12 protein-coding genes are annotated in these 14,293 nt (G+C 40.6%); 2 read left to right on the top strand and 10 right to left on the bottom strand.

The window, feature by feature from the left end; all coding sequences use genetic code 11:
• Positions 1-49: 49 nt before the first annotated feature.
• Entirely contained in the window at positions 50-772 is a 723-nt protein-coding gene (locus IHV10_RS09445; RefSeq protein WP_197128517.1) for a TasA family protein, read from the bottom strand.
• A 106-nt stretch (positions 773-878) separates the two neighbouring features.
• Positions 879-1,412 carry a signal peptidase I gene (locus tag IHV10_RS09440; protein ID WP_197128515.1) on the bottom strand — a complete coding sequence of 178 codons (534 nt, stop codon included), beginning with the start codon at positions 1,410-1,412 and terminating at the stop codon, positions 879-881.
• Positions 1,413-1,813: 401 nt separating this feature from the next.
• Between IHV10_RS09440 and IHV10_RS09435 the strand changes: the two genes are divergently transcribed.
• Positions 1,814-4,237, top strand: coding sequence for an immune inhibitor A domain-containing protein (locus tag IHV10_RS09435; protein WP_197128513.1), 2,424 nt, complete (start codon positions 1,814-1,816; stop codon positions 4,235-4,237).
• Between the two features lie 174 nt (positions 4,238-4,411).
• Here the strand turns inward: IHV10_RS09435 and IHV10_RS09430 are convergent, their stop codons facing one another.
• The 5 genes from IHV10_RS09430 to IHV10_RS09410 all read right to left on the bottom strand — a co-directional run bounded on the left by IHV10_RS09430 (position 4,412) and on the right by IHV10_RS09410 (position 9,920).
• Positions 4,412-5,116 carry an LPXTG cell wall anchor domain-containing protein gene (locus IHV10_RS09430; RefSeq protein WP_197128511.1) on the bottom strand — a complete coding sequence of 235 codons (705 nt, stop codon included), beginning with the start codon at positions 5,114-5,116 and terminating at the stop codon, positions 4,412-4,414.
• A 90-nt stretch (positions 5,117-5,206) separates the two neighbouring features.
• A complete protein-coding gene (locus tag IHV10_RS09425) occupies positions 5,207-5,803 on the bottom strand; it encodes a CalY family protein (RefSeq protein ID WP_197128509.1) in 597 nt (198 codons plus the stop codon).
• Positions 5,804-5,895: 92 nt separating this feature from the next.
• On the bottom strand, positions 5,896-6,459 hold the full coding sequence (sipW, locus tag IHV10_RS09420) for a signal peptidase I SipW (protein WP_370629665.1): 564 nt from the start codon (positions 6,457-6,459) through the stop codon (positions 5,896-5,898).
• Positions 6,460-6,461: 2 nt separating this feature from the next.
• Positions 6,462-7,244: an amyloid fiber anchoring/assembly protein TapA gene (gene tapA / locus IHV10_RS09415; RefSeq protein ID WP_370629664.1), complete on the bottom strand. Its 783-nt coding sequence runs from the start codon at positions 7,242-7,244 to the stop codon at positions 6,462-6,464.
• Between the two features lie 360 nt (positions 7,245-7,604).
• Complete coding sequence (locus IHV10_RS09410; RefSeq protein WP_197128506.1) at positions 7,605-9,920, bottom strand: glycerophosphodiester phosphodiesterase family protein; 2,316 nt, start codon at positions 9,918-9,920, stop codon at positions 7,605-7,607.
• 178 nt (positions 9,921-10,098) lie between these two features.
• On the opposite strand from IHV10_RS09410, the gene IHV10_RS09405 reads away from it, so the two are divergent.
• The gene (locus IHV10_RS09405; RefSeq protein ID WP_066398579.1) at positions 10,099-10,662 is read left to right on the top strand and encodes a glycerol-3-phosphate responsive antiterminator; all 564 of its coding nucleotides are present in this window, start codon (positions 10,099-10,101) and stop codon (positions 10,660-10,662) included.
• Here IHV10_RS09405 and IHV10_RS09400 read toward each other — a convergent pair.
• From IHV10_RS09400 to IHV10_RS09390, 3 genes are read right to left on the bottom strand one after another with little or no spacing between them, the layout of a single operon-like run.
• Positions 10,657-11,433 carry an HAD-IIA family hydrolase gene (locus tag IHV10_RS09400; protein ID WP_197128504.1) on the bottom strand — a complete coding sequence of 259 codons (777 nt, stop codon included), beginning with the start codon at positions 11,431-11,433 and terminating at the stop codon, positions 10,657-10,659. The two genes, IHV10_RS09405 and IHV10_RS09400, sit on opposite strands and share 6 nt — an antisense overlap.
• Positions 11,434-11,455: 22 nt before the next feature.
• Positions 11,456-13,156 (bottom strand): ABC transporter permease, encoded by a 1,701-nt coding sequence (locus tag IHV10_RS09395; protein WP_197128502.1) that lies wholly within the window; start codon positions 13,154-13,156, stop codon positions 11,456-11,458.
• Positions 13,153-14,283 carry an ABC transporter ATP-binding protein gene (locus tag IHV10_RS09390; protein ID WP_197128500.1) on the bottom strand — a complete coding sequence of 377 codons (1,131 nt, stop codon included), beginning with the start codon at positions 14,281-14,283 and terminating at the stop codon, positions 13,153-13,155. The genes IHV10_RS09395 and IHV10_RS09390 overlap by 4 nt, the downstream gene beginning before the upstream one ends.
• Positions 14,284-14,293: the final 10 nt, after the last annotated feature.

Raw genomic sequence — 14,293 nt, 5'->3', positions numbered from 1 at the left:
ACTTATAGAAAATGAGCAGCCGACAAAATCGACTGCCCGCTTGTTTCATTTATTCTGCTGTTGTTGGTGAAACCTCTGTGTTAGCAGCTGGACCAAAATCTGCTCCATCATCTGTTTGCTTCGCTTCCACTTTGAATTCACCGTTATATTTTGCTCCTTGATACTCATTTCCAGCACTATCAAGCAGTTTTACAAAGAACATGATTTCAATGTTTTGGTTATCTTTTAGCTTCCAGAAACCGTCTTTACCAAATTTAATTGTCTTCTCTTGGTTAGCAGCTTGCATTTTCATAGCGCTAGCTTCATCTGCAGATACTAATCCACCTTCTACCTCATAGCCTATTGCTTGTTTTGACTTTCCACTCGGCATAACTGGATTATCTACACCTTTTTTAAATCCTTTTTCAAAATCAGTTGCCATATCTTTCAATACTGTTTCATTCGGTCTTTCAGCATACTTAATCGCTAAGTACGCTACTTTGTACTTCTTAACAGAAGCTTTATCTACTGAATGCGTGTAGGATGCTCTTAAGATTTGATCCAAGCTACCAGTGTTTTCAATTTTTTTGAAATCACTTACTAAAACTTGCGAAGGGGCAAATTTTTCATGTGTAAATAATTGTGTATCCATTCCTAAAGTAAGTGTTCCGTTATCGATCTGACCGTTAGCTGTTTTTACATCCGTAAACCACGAATACGTTCCAAATCCTGCAGATACAACCAATGCTCCAGCTAGTGCTGTTCCTAATAACGCTTTTTTTGCTTTTTTCATTTAAATTGCCTCCAATAAATTTATTTTGTTTTTTTATATGGAACTATGTAGCTTTCCCCTATCAACCTATTGAATAGCCCCACCTCCTAAAAGGAATAAGCATTGCTCATACTGCTTTTTCTTTTCTGTTAAGAAATCTGGTGATCCAATCATGTATTTCTAAAAGCAAGTAACCAAGTAACGGTATTAATATAAGAAGTGTTATGCCAATTGGGCTGCTGACGAACTTTGATACATATCCAGCTTTCGGTATCGTGAAAGCTTGTGTACCTACAACATCTTCTGGCTTAACAATCGCTGCATCTTTTACGTTGTTGCTATCACCTTTTGTAATGAATCCTTGTTCTGATACACCTACTACTCTATGCGTGATTAATTTTCGTCCTTCCGCTTTAAAGGTTATAACATCATCTACAGCAATCTCAGCTGTTGGTTTGTCTTTTACAAAAACCATATCCCCGGCTGAAAATGCGGGTTGCATACTATTCGAGAGAACGGTAAAAGATTTAAAACCTAAAAGAGAAGGAACATCGTCTGGGTTTTTACTAGCTTGATAGCTCATATAAAGAAGTGAACAAATACTGATTAATATGCAGATAACCAATGTGATTGATCCAATTTTTAATATAGACCTGTGCATCTCAACACACCCTTTGTTCGTTATAAAGCACTTTATGACTATCAATTTACACCACACTCAACGCTCTGTCAACCTATATAAAGAACAATTCGTTCTATATTTTGTCGACAAATTCCTACAAAAACACTTTTAATTATTTCTTTCCTATAAATATTTGATAAAAGTAAGAAATTCCACGCTGTAATTTTTTAAAGAACAGTGCCAATGAACGTTCTTTATACCGTACAAAATAACTTTTTATATAAAATGAATAAATTAACTTTACAAAAGTTTACTATTTTCGTATTATTCTAATTATAGAACTATTTGTTCTATATATTGAACTTACATAAGGAGATGATGTTCCTACTTTTTTTGTTATGTACGGTTCTTAATAAAATGGAAAAACAGGAGGAGAAGAAATGGGGAAATGGAGTAAAAAGCTCGGCACTTCTTTAATGCTTACAGGGATCTCTATGAGTCTACTAGCACCGTCTGCTTTTACGGCAAGTAAAGCAATGCCACTTGAAAGTTCCTATTCAAAAGCAACAGCCATCCTAGAATCCGCACCTATTGATATGCACCTAGTCGATCAAGACCGCTTGGCACAGGCTCTTAAAGATCAAGGAATCATTGCAAAGAATGCTTCCAAAACAGAAACAGAAAAAGCTGTAAAAAGGTACATTGAACTTAAAAGTAAAAAAGGAACAGCACCTTCACCAGAAATCAAAGATCAAAAGGCAAAAGATATATCCAATCAATCAAAAGAATTCTTAAACAACCAAAAGGAAAAACTCTCTAAGAAACTAAACAAGTCACATAATTCTACATCCGGAAGCGGCTTTTTAGATGTAGATCCAGCTAAGCCAGCAAAGTATAAAGGCGGCGTTCGCGAAGATAAAGTCCTTGTACTTTTAGCTGAGTTTTCGGACTTCAAACATAATAATATTGACGAAGAAGAAGGTTACATGTATTCAGAGGACTTCAACCGAGCGCATTATCAAAAAATGCTCTTCGGCGACAAGGAATTCAAGTTACATGATGGCTCTAAAGTAAAAACATTTAAGCAATATTACGAAGAACAATCAGGTGGCAGCTATACAGTGGACGGATACGTGTCAAACTGGCTGACTGTTCCTGGAACTGCCAAAGAGTACGGCGATGACAACCCTGCAGGTGGTCACGATAACTTAAATCCTAAAGGTCCACGTAACTTTGTAGCTGACGCACTAAATGCTGCCGTTGCAAATGGAGTAAATTTATCTGATTTTGACGATCTTGATATTTATGACCTTGACGGAGACGGCAATACAAACGAACCGGATGGAATCGTTGACCACTTAATGGTTATTCATGCAGGTGTTGGTCAAGAAGCAGGCGGCGGACGCTTAGGAGCTGACGCGATCTGGTCTCACCGCTGGACGCTAGGCGGGGTGTACGGAGTTCCTGGTTCAACTGGACCATGGAGCGGTAAGATGGGAGCTTACGATTACACGATTGAGCCAGAAGACGGCGCGGTCGGCGTATTCGCTCACGAATTCGGACATGATCTTGGTCTTCCAGATGAGTACGATACACAGTACACAGGAGATGGTGAGCCAGTAGCATCTTGGTCGATCATGAGTGGCGGAAGCTGGAATGGGAAAATTGCAGGTACAGAACCTACAAGCTTCTCTCCACAAAACAAAGAATACTTCCAAAAAGTGATGGGCGGTAACTGGGCAAATATCACTGAAATTGATGTGAAGGATATTACTTCAGCTGGAAGCTTAGTGAAAATCGATCAATCGGTTACGAAATCTAAGAATCCAGGCATTGTAAAAGTAAACCTTCCACAAAAAGAAGTGCCTAGCAAAATACAGCCTGCATTTGGATCAAAGTACTACTACAGTACAAAAGGTGATAACCTGCACACTAGTATGGAGTCACCAGTATTCGATCTTACTGGGAAAACATCAGCAACATTCTCGTACAAAGCTAACTATGAAATCGAAAATGCAGGAGAATACGATAAGTTATCTGTATATGTACAAACAGAAGACGGCACAACACTTAAAGAAATCGAGAGACTTGGTTGGACAGCAACAAATGCACAAAAAGAGCTGTACACCACTGAGGGCAACTGGGTTGATAAATCTTATGACCTAAGTGAATTTGCAGGGCAAAAAGTAAAACTTGTATTTGATTATTCAACAGATGGTGGACTTGCGCCTGAAGGATTCGCTCTTGATAACGCTCAACTTACTGCTGACGGAGCAGTTGTCTTCTCAGATGACGCAGAAGGAGCAGCAAAGTTCAAACTAAATGACTTTACTGTATCAAATGGCGTTTCTTATGCAGACCACTACTATTACATCGAGTGGAGAAACACAGAAGGATCAGATAAAGCATTACAATCTAGCCGTGGTGTTAAATACAACACAGGTATGCTTGTATGGTACGGTGATGACAGCTTCAGTGACAACTGGGTTGGAGATCATCCTGGAGAAGGGTTCATCGGTGTAGTTGATTCTCATCCTCAAGCAATCGTAGGTATGAAGGATGGCAAACCAACTGTTGAAGACTCTACTCGTTATCAAATTGCAGATGCAGCATTCTCATTTGATAAAGCGCCAAGCTGGTACGTTGATTCACCTAGCCGCGGAATCTTTGATTACAAAGGCGAAAAAGGAGTTCCAGTATTTAACGACTCTGTTACGTACATTGATAACACAGATTATAACGGAAGTGAGTTAGATGGCGTAATCAACGACGCTGGTAAAGTTCTTCCTAAATACGGTCTAAAGTTCACGATCCTAGGAGAAGCATCTGATAACTCTGCTGGATTGATTAAGATCAGTAAATAACATTTAACCGACTAACCCAAAAGTGCTCTTTTGGGTTAGTTTTTTTATAAAGTGCTGACGAAAAGTTAGAGGAATATTACGTCAACAAAAATAAGCTAACGATTGGCGTATTAACTACCAACAGCTAGCTCACATCAAGTATTCATATCGTTCAATCATACCTCGAATCATGTTTTATAATCTCTTAAAAGGATTGGGTAGTATTGATTTTTTAACAAGTAACAATGCTAGACCAGCCATCGAGATAATTAGTCCAGACAAAATAATGAAAATTGGATTATCTTCCCCTGTTTGAGGCAGTGATCCAGTGTCTGTTGATGGTGGCTTATTGCTGTTATTGCCTGGCGATGTACTTCCGTTGTCTTGATTTGGCTTTTCAGTGTCTGTCGGTGGTGGTGCATTCTCGCCATCCGCATAAAGGACGAATTCAACGTCGGTATCTAGGCCTTGATACTCGTTTCCAGATACGTAAGGAAATTCAACGGTAACCGTAAGTTTTTCTTCTGAAAAAGCAGCTAAAGGACGCGGATCAAGCCCTTCAAAGTCTTTTAAATTACCTTTAAAAATTACACTAGACGAATCCTCAATTTTCAAGTGAAATACGTTGAAGAGTTTATCAGATCCAGATTTCATACGTGACTGTAAGTTATAAGTGAAGTCCTGATTGCCGTTGTTTTGGATGGTTAAAACACGTGGTGCCCAGTCACCGGGTTTAAAGTCATCTATGTCAAAGAGAACTTTTTGCGGCAGAGCATCTATTTTGATTTCTGGTGTGCTGGAGTCGGCTCCGGTGTTGCCGATTGGGATGAAGACAGTTGCGACAAGAAGTATGCATGTATAAATTAGGATTATCTTAAATTTGTTTGAGTTAAGTTTCATAGAATTTACCTCTCAATCTCCGTTCTTAGAGGTACTTTTTATCAAAAAAAGGTGGGATATCCCCACCTTCCCTTAAGGAATTAAAATAGATTATCTTTCAACCCCAGCTCCTTGCTTACCTTCAAAAGTCCACTTTAGTTCAAGCTTATCACCTTGGAATTTGTTTTGGTCTGCACCGTTTTCTATAAACTCGTATTTTACTACTAATGTATCATCCGTTCCAGCTGCTAGCTTTCCTCCTCTTTCTGCTAACCATCCACCGAAAATACTACCTTCAATTGCATCTGGAGACATTGTTTTAAGCCTCGCAAGAGTAGTAGAGTAAATAACATCATTAAGTTTATCTTTATTTACTAAAAATTTTACTTGAATATGTTCTCCAAAGTCTTCCCCTGCATTATCACCTTTAGCATCAGTTACAGTATAGCTTGTAGCCATTTTAATGGATGCAATATCAAGGTTACCAGCATTCACTAATTTAAATGATTTAAGCATCGTGTCACCAGGCTTAATCTTATCCACATTAATAATTGTTGTTGGATTAGCATTTAAATCTAGTGTTCCTGCTGCAAATGTCGCATTTGCTTCTGCCGTATCACTAAAATAAGCATAAGTTCCCCCACCTACTAAAGACAAACCTAGTGCTGCTGAAGCTACCCCAAGACCTAACTTTTTCTTTAAACTCATATCAAACTTCCTCCCTCTCACCCTTTTTTGGGTATGTACATTTTTATATTGAAACCGTAATGATTTAGAATCCTTACGGCAGTTCAACCACATTAGTTGGAAGTCGTTGTTGTGTCTTTGCTCACTTCTATCTCTTTAATCGCTTTCCATATGGTAACAGCAGAGTATAGAAGCAATAACACACCTGGTAAGATCAGAAGCAGTGCAGAGCCCATTTTGGATTGAGCAGCACTTAAGAGATATCCGATATAAGGAATGGTAAATCCGTTGTACTCACCTACTACATTAGCAGCGAGCACTGGGGTCATATCAGGTGCATCATTGTTATCGCCTTTTGTAATGTATTGCGTGTTCTCCCCGCTCCCTTTCACTTCTTGGATGCGGTGAGTAATGAGTTTTGTTTCAGACTCTTTGAAGGTAATGACGTCACCTTTTTTAAAACGTGTCACGTCTCCACCCGGTTTAATAGCAATAATGGATCCGGTTTTAATACCAGGCTCCATTGATCCTGAAAGAACCGTTTTCAGCTGATAACCCATCACGGTAGGTTCTCCACCAGACGCTTTAGAGGAGATGACGACAAAAGCAGTTGAAATCAATGTTAGAAATAATAGACAAGTGATAATATTGCTTATCCAAGTTTTCACTTTTACCATTTTCATTTTGAATCATCCTTTTGTGTTTCATTTTCCTTAACGGGCTCAGTTTCTGGTTTTGTTTCACTCTGATTTCCTTCTACATTCTCATCCGTCTGGTTTTCGTTTTGTTGATTTTCAGAAGCTGTTTCAGCAGTCTCTTGTGAGGTGTTTTCTTCAGCCTCAGGTGTAGTAGGTTCAATAGGTTCCTCTAATTCCTGGCCTGTTGATGGTTGCTGTTCTACTTCAGGCTCAGAACTGTTATGATTTTCTTTCTTTTCTTCCTCAGACTTTGATTCAGAACAGTTTACCTTCAGATCTTCACTCCAAAGTTCACCTTGTCTCGGATGTCCATCACTTTGAAAAGCTTTAAATTTATAGGTGCCCTCTTTATCCGGCCTGTGTGACAGAATTTCACTTTCCCCACTGTTTAACGCCTTAACTTCTCCTTCGCTTACCTTTAGTCCATTTTTCGGGTTTCCTGTTTCAGCCCACCATACTTCGTAACGGACAGGTCCGATCCTATTTCCGTCACCAGCATTCTTTATCGTCATATCAATAGATGTACAAAGAGCATCGCTTTTCGTATCGTTTTGTTTTGTTACAAATGTTAGGGAGCTTTTATCCCACCAAGTTCCTGCTTGGATCACTCCAGTCACACTTTCATTATCATTAAAATAAGCACTTGTATAACCTGTAAGGTAGAGAATAGAGAACGTCATAGAATAAAAGATAAGTCCAAGTTTCATACATAAGACATAAGACCAATTCTTGTTTCTGAATTTCCGAAGACGCTTAACTCTAATTTCAAGTCCCTCCTTCAGCTTGCAAGATCAGAGATACTTTTTGTTCTTTTTAAAGAACATTTATAACGTTATTATAGAACGATTTTACTAGTTTAAAAACCTTCATTTATGGTAGAAATTGTTCTTTTTAACATACAAATGTACTATTTTTTAAAGTATTTCTTTGTTTTTCGTTAATTATCGTTTTATTTAAGAATGCTTTGTTCTATTTAAAGAACTTTATTCGTTATGTATTTCTTACACGTTTGATATCTATAACTCATTAAACAAACACCAAAAAATCCCGAATAATGGACCATTCACTCAGTCCATTATCGAGATTCTTCAGATTAATGTATTCCGTCTACATTTTTGACTCTTTTATTTCACCGTTACCTCAATCGGTTCAGACACTAAACTCCACTCTTCTCCTAACATTTCAAACGTATGCTTTACAAAGACTTGTGCGTTTCCTGGTGCGATGGCTTGAATCGTATTTCCTTCTACTCGGACAGCACCCGTATTGTCTTTTACATAAAGCACCGTATCAATTCGTTCTCGGGTATCCAACCGATAACTGAGTTTCGCTTTAGCCCGTACAGTGTGAGTCTTTCCTGCTTTTATGTTCAATTTTTTCACAGGTGACTCTAAATACACCGGAGATTCTGATAGCCATTGTGAATAATCGGTAATTGGACCGATCAAGCCTTGCTTTAGTTTGTCCACGAAAGGCTCTTCGGATCGGAACGTCCAATGCATGCTCATCACTCCGCGCTGGCGCATGTATGTGATGAATTCTTCGTAGACGGTTCCATAGCTAGCGTTTAATGTCACATCGTTCAATGTTCCGTAGTCTACCATCTTTTTGGCGTTCTTCACTTTCGCTTCGTATGAAGAAGGGACAGCTGCAGAGAACAAATAGCCGATTGGCAGCTGAGGCGCGATCTCGTTCATCACCTGCATGCTGTCGAGATAAAAGCTTTGCATCACCACTTGATCCATCATTCCTTCAGCTTGAATCTCATCGATTACTTGTTGTTCGATGTCATGATCTTTCAGCTCAACGAGTAAAACGATATCTTTCTTTTTAAACGCTTGAAGAAATTCTTTGAACGTTGGTACTTTTTCTCCGGCATATTTAGGGTCATATTTAATTCCTGCATCAAGTTCTCTGATTTCCGCGAGCGTCAGTTGATCCACAGCACCGGTTCCGTTCGTTGTTCTATCTACAGTATTGTCATGCATGATAACAAGTTGTCCGTCTTTCGTTCGTTGCACATCTGTCTCGATCTGGTCGGCACCAAGATCAAATGCCATCTGGTAGCCTACCATTGTGTTTTCTGGTGCTAATGATGGAACACCACGGTGAGCCGAAACGATCGGTCGCTGAATAATCGTGTTTTCTGGATATTGCGTAAAAGCTTTTTCAGCGAGCGCTGGTTGGTTCGTCACAAGTCCATCCACCCCAAGATGAATCAGTTCATGCTGATCCGCTAACTTGTCGTCACTCACACCCCAAACCGATACCATGCGGTTGTGCAGGTAATAGACAACATCTGGCGATAGTTTTTTTTGAGGAAACAGAACCATCTTACTTCCACTGTCATGAACTTTATCTACGATCTGCTGCAGCCCTCTTTCATTTAATGGACCACGCTCATAAACAAGTCCCCCGCGAATTTTTGGGTTCAGACTTTTAATGACTTTAACAATCTCTGCGTCACTAGATATCACTTGAACGTCAGTCGTTTGCGTCTCATTCAATGCTTCAATTATGCTTTCTTCTATTCCAGCTTGTTCGATATGTAGGACTGGAATCTTCTTGTTCTTCAGTTGATTCAGCTGGTCGATTAAACGTTTGCCATTCGCATAAAGGTTGCCATCCGTTCCCCGGTCCACTTTTAACACAGCAGAAGCCGTTGCATGCTGAAGGCTGGATACTTTTGTTCCTGAGATTAAAGTAGGAGGATTAATAATGTCGGTTGGCGCTTCGGTTGGAAGCAATGCACCTGAGTTTTCAATGGGTGGAAGCTCTCCAGTAAAAGATGTCAACTTAACGTTATCGTATTGTACAGTTGATCCAACAGCTTGAAACCCAACATCGCCATTCTGCCATTTGGATGCTCCTGCTGTGTCCACCACAAGCTCACCGTTAACAAATTGTTGTACACGATTCTTGCTTGCTATTACTTTTAGACGATAACTTTTGTTGTACTGGAAGTTCTCTTTATAAAAGTTGGTTTCTGTAACATTCCATGCGTTCTTTTCTGTGCGTTCCGCAAATTCCATCCCGTTAAGAGCTGATGTCCCTCGTCTGATCGCAAACTGATAATACGGGTAGTTCTCATTTTGCACACGATACATGATAGAAGCCCAGCGCGTGTCTTCAACCGCTGATACAAACGTCATGTCTGCTTCAAACACATAGTTTCCGTTGTTATCATCCGCTAGAGGGACGACGACTCTTGCAGGTCTATTCGTTGCAGCTGATTGCAGCACAAGCTTTCCATCTTGCACCTCACCTGTTCCTTCAACCACTTTCCAGTCATTCGGCAATGTTCCGTTTTGAATACCATCAAAATTTTCGCTTACGATAACATTATCATTCGCTGTTACCATGCTTGTTCCTTGTGGAATCACTAGACTTAATGCTAAGGCAGACGTTACGACCAGTTGACGCATGAAATGAGTTTTCACGTTACTAAACACCCTCCTGAAATAATAGTTTGTGAAACACTGAGCAAAAAGACCTAGTTCACCTCCTTAAAAGACTTTAAATAAGTCATGAGTACCGTGCATTTCTTTAAACATATGGTAAACTCTTCATAGAGAAATAGTATAAATATTCAAAAAATGAATACGGGGTGAGAAGGATATGGAACTTGTTAATATGGTAGAATCACAGATTATCGCATCGATTAAAGATCAGAAAGATATTGATAAAGCGATTAAAAGTTCAGCAAACATCGCTTTTCTTTTAACAGGGGACATCTCAACTGTTGAAAATTATATTAATCAGCTTCGTGAAGCAGGTATGTATATTTTCATTCATCTCGATTTTATGGAGGGCTTGTCCAATTCTAGAAGTGCCGTTAAATACATTGCAGACGTGTTAAAACCAACCGGCATCATCACTACGAAGATCAACATGATCAAGTATGCGAAAGAAGAAGGACTGCTTACCATTCAACGGATTTTCTTAATTGATCGTGCTGCTATACAAAAAGGCATTGAGATGGTCAAATCGTGCAAGCCGGATGCTGTAGAAGTGTTGCCCGGATTGATGCCGAAAGTGATCGACCAGCTGTCGCGCCAGCTCAAGCTTCCTCTTATTGTTGGCGGTTTGATTCAAGAGAAAGAGGATATTCTCCTAGCCCTTGAAGCTGGAGCACTCGCTGTGTCGTCAGGCGATCCTCGTATGTGGAAATTTGATCTATAAGTTTACTACTTCTTTAATACTACCAAGTACATAGGATGGCTTGTATAAAGATTTTGTTAACATTTCTTGATTCGTCACACCTGTCATCACTAGGACAGACTGCAGACCATTCTCAATTCCCATTCGGATATCCGTCTCAAGCCGGTCACCGACCATATAGCATTGAGAAGGATCTAGTTTCAGAACTTGAGAGACCACGTATTCTGCCATCCATTTGGAAGGTTTTCCTGTGATCGACTCAATCCGCTGACCGGTCACACCTTCTAGGGCTCCGATCATGGCTCCACAGTCAGGAATCTCTCCACCAAGGACGGGACAGGTTCGGTCTGGATTCGTCGCAATAATCGTCGCTTTGTTGAGCCAAGCTTGAAAAGCTAGATTGATTTTTTCATAGCTAAACTGACGGTCCCAGCCGAGCACGACGAATTTTGCTTGTTTTGCGTCATACGTGATGGGAATGCCTTCGTCTTCTAGTTCTTCTAAAAGCGGCTGCTCGCCAATCACTAATGCTGCTTCTCCGGTTTCTAATGCTTCTTTTAAATATTTTGCGGTTATGAAGTTCGAGTTGATCACTTCATCCAACTCCACTTCAATACCTAGCTTACGAAGTTTTTGTACATAATCCATGCGGGTTGATATCGATTTATTCGTTAAGTAAACGACTTTATCTCCCCGCTGTTTGAGGGCGGCAATTGCCTCTGCCGCTCCCTCAATCATCACTTCGTCTAAATAAACCGTTCCATCCAAATCAAAAATAAACCCTCTAGTCAATGTTCTTCCTCCACCATCCATCTTATAGTTGATTTTTTGAAATGCGGTTCGCTATAGCTTGTAAAATTAAAACAATGACGACAAGAACGACCGACATTGCAGCAGCTGTGTAATATTCACCGCGCAGAATGTTCTGGAATATAGCTAGACTCATTGGTGCCCAGTCTGCAGGGGCTAATAATATAGATATACTCGTTTCTTTAATAACGGTGATAAAAACAAGAATGGACCCGGCCGCGATTCCTGGAAGCATTAATGGCCCGATGATCGTAATGGCTGCTGTTAACGGTGTTGCTCCTAAGTTAACCGCCGCTTCTTCAATATCTTGCTTGATTGCACGCATCGTACCCATCGTCGAACGAACCATGTACGGAAGTCTTCTGATCGTATAAGCGACAATCAACAGAAGTGCTGTTCCTGTCAGGTGAAGAGGTGCTGTGTTAAACGTTTGAATGAGTGCGATACCAAACGCGATACCTGGTACAACGAGTGGAATCGACGTCATAAAATCAAGTTTGGAAGAGTTCTGCCTAACAACAAAATACGAAACAAAAGTCGCAATAATCACACTGAGGATTAATGCTCCAAGCGCAAGGACGATTGAATTCTGGATGTTGCCCATCGAGCTTGTGAAAATGGTCTGATAGTGTGATAGCGTGTATCCGTTTGGAAGTGGATTCTTTCCCCACGTTGTCGCAAGAGATTGAAGTACAATGGATAACATCGCAAGCACCGGAATGATGACAATGGCTAGAGAATAGACAGACAACGTGCGCGTTAATCCTTTTGCATCATTCAGCTTCTGCTGTTTCGGCTTACCTGAAACAGATCCATAGTTCTTTCCTTTTGTAAAAAGATGCTGCAACCAGAAGAAGAAGGCCGCGACGATTACCATGATGACAGTCAGGATTGCAGCACCACCCCAGTTGAAAAAACCTGCGATTTCACGGTATGCCTCAACAACGAGCAAGTTCAGATCTTTAGGAGCGAGAATGATCGGTGTCCCAAAATCAGAGAACGAAACGGTGAAGATTAAGAGTGCACTTGAGATTACACCCGGAATCGCGAGCGGAAACGTGACAAAAATGAACGTGAACCAATTTCTTGCACCTAAGTTCAGCGATGCCTCCTCAAGCGAGATTTCACTCACTTTAAACGCTGCCACCATCGGCCAAAGCGCATACGGAAAAAAGAAGAAAACTTGGACGAGCACGATTCCAGCCATGGAATACGGATCGAGCAGCATCCCTTCTCCGCCAAGAGAATTATAGATATACGTCACCCAGCCGGCGCGGCCGAACATGATGATGATTGCATAGGCTGAGATAAACGTTGGAACGATTAGTGGAATCGTACATAGTGCCGCAATCGTCCTTTTGAACGGCATCGTCGTACGCGCAATACCATAAGCGATCGGTATACACATCACGATGACGATCAATGAGACGAGAATGGCGAGCTCTAAGCTATTTTGAACCGCTGAAAAGTATGTTTTGTTCGTGAAAATCTTTTCGTAGTTATCAAACGACGCTGAACTGAATTTTTCAATGGTCGATTGTAAGATGTTTGAATTGGTGATCGACCCGAGCAGATTGATAGGTTGACCTGTGAAGCTGACTAAAAATACTGAAACAAGAGGCAACAACAGAAAAACACCAAAGAAAAGATAGATCAATACTTTTACAAAGGTGAGTCCGTTAAAAGAACTGAGACGGTTCTTCATATTAACAACACCCTCTCAGGATCGATGGTTAACTGCACCCTCTCTCCTTCTGTTAAGATCGCCTCACCTGGAACAAACGTAGTATCCACGACTAGCTGGTATTCTTCTACTTGAATGTCGTAGCGAACGATCGAACCAAGATAAGTGGAAACGAGTACCGTTCCTTCAATAATGTTGGTTAATTCGTCAGAACTGATCGTCCCCGGTTTGAACGCTTTAATGTTTTCAGGACGCACGATCACGTTCACTTCTTTTTGCTGTACATGGTTTGTTGATTTGATAAGAAAGCCATGACCTTTTACAACCGAATAGCCATTCTCTTCTCCAACTACTGTTCCTTTTAAGACGTTTGATGTCCCGACAAAATTCGCGATAAACGGTGTAGAAGGCCTGCTATAGAGCTCGATCGGTGTTCCGATCTGCTTCACTTCCCCACTATCCATAACCGCAACTCTGTCCGCCATACTCATTGCTTCTTCCTGGTCATGTGTTACAAAAATCGTTGTGATTCCAAGATCCTGTTGAATGCGGCGGATCGTGTTACGCATCGAGTGACGCAGCTTTTGATCTAGGTTCGACAATGGTTCATCCATTAAAAGAACAGCCGGTTCCATAACAAGAGCTCTAGCAAGTGCCACACGCTGCTGCTGACCACCAGACAGTTCACTTGTAAGTCGAGTCGCGTGCTTATCCAGTTCCACGTATTGAAGGATTTCCATTACTTTTTGTTCGATCGGCTTCGGATAATTCCCTAATTTTCGGTTAAGCAGCCGTAAATAGATCGGAAGCTTTGCTGCCATATTGCTTGAGTTGAGTTGTTTAATGTTTAAGCTGTAGGCTACATTTTCAAATACGTTCATATGAGGGAATAGCGCATAGCTCTGGAACACCATCCCACAGTTTCGTTTGTTCGGAGGAATATGATTTACTTTTGTCTCCCCAATTTGAATAGATCCTGATGTTGGTTGTTCAAACCCTGCAATACAACGCATCATTGTCGTTTTGCCGCAACCTGATGGTCCAAGAAGAGCGAAGAACTCGCCTTCTTGGATATCTAGGTTAACGTTCTTTAGAGCATGAACACCTGAAAACTCTTTTGATAGTTGTGAAACTTTGACTGAACCCATTCTCGACCAC

This window comes from Fictibacillus sp. 5RED26, from assembly GCF_015903895.1.
Lineage (GTDB): Bacteria > Bacillota > Bacilli > Bacillales > Fictibacillaceae > Fictibacillus > Fictibacillus phosphorivorans.
The sequence above is the reverse complement of the archived record's forward strand: the minus strand, read 5'-3'. Positions and strand labels throughout refer to the sequence as shown.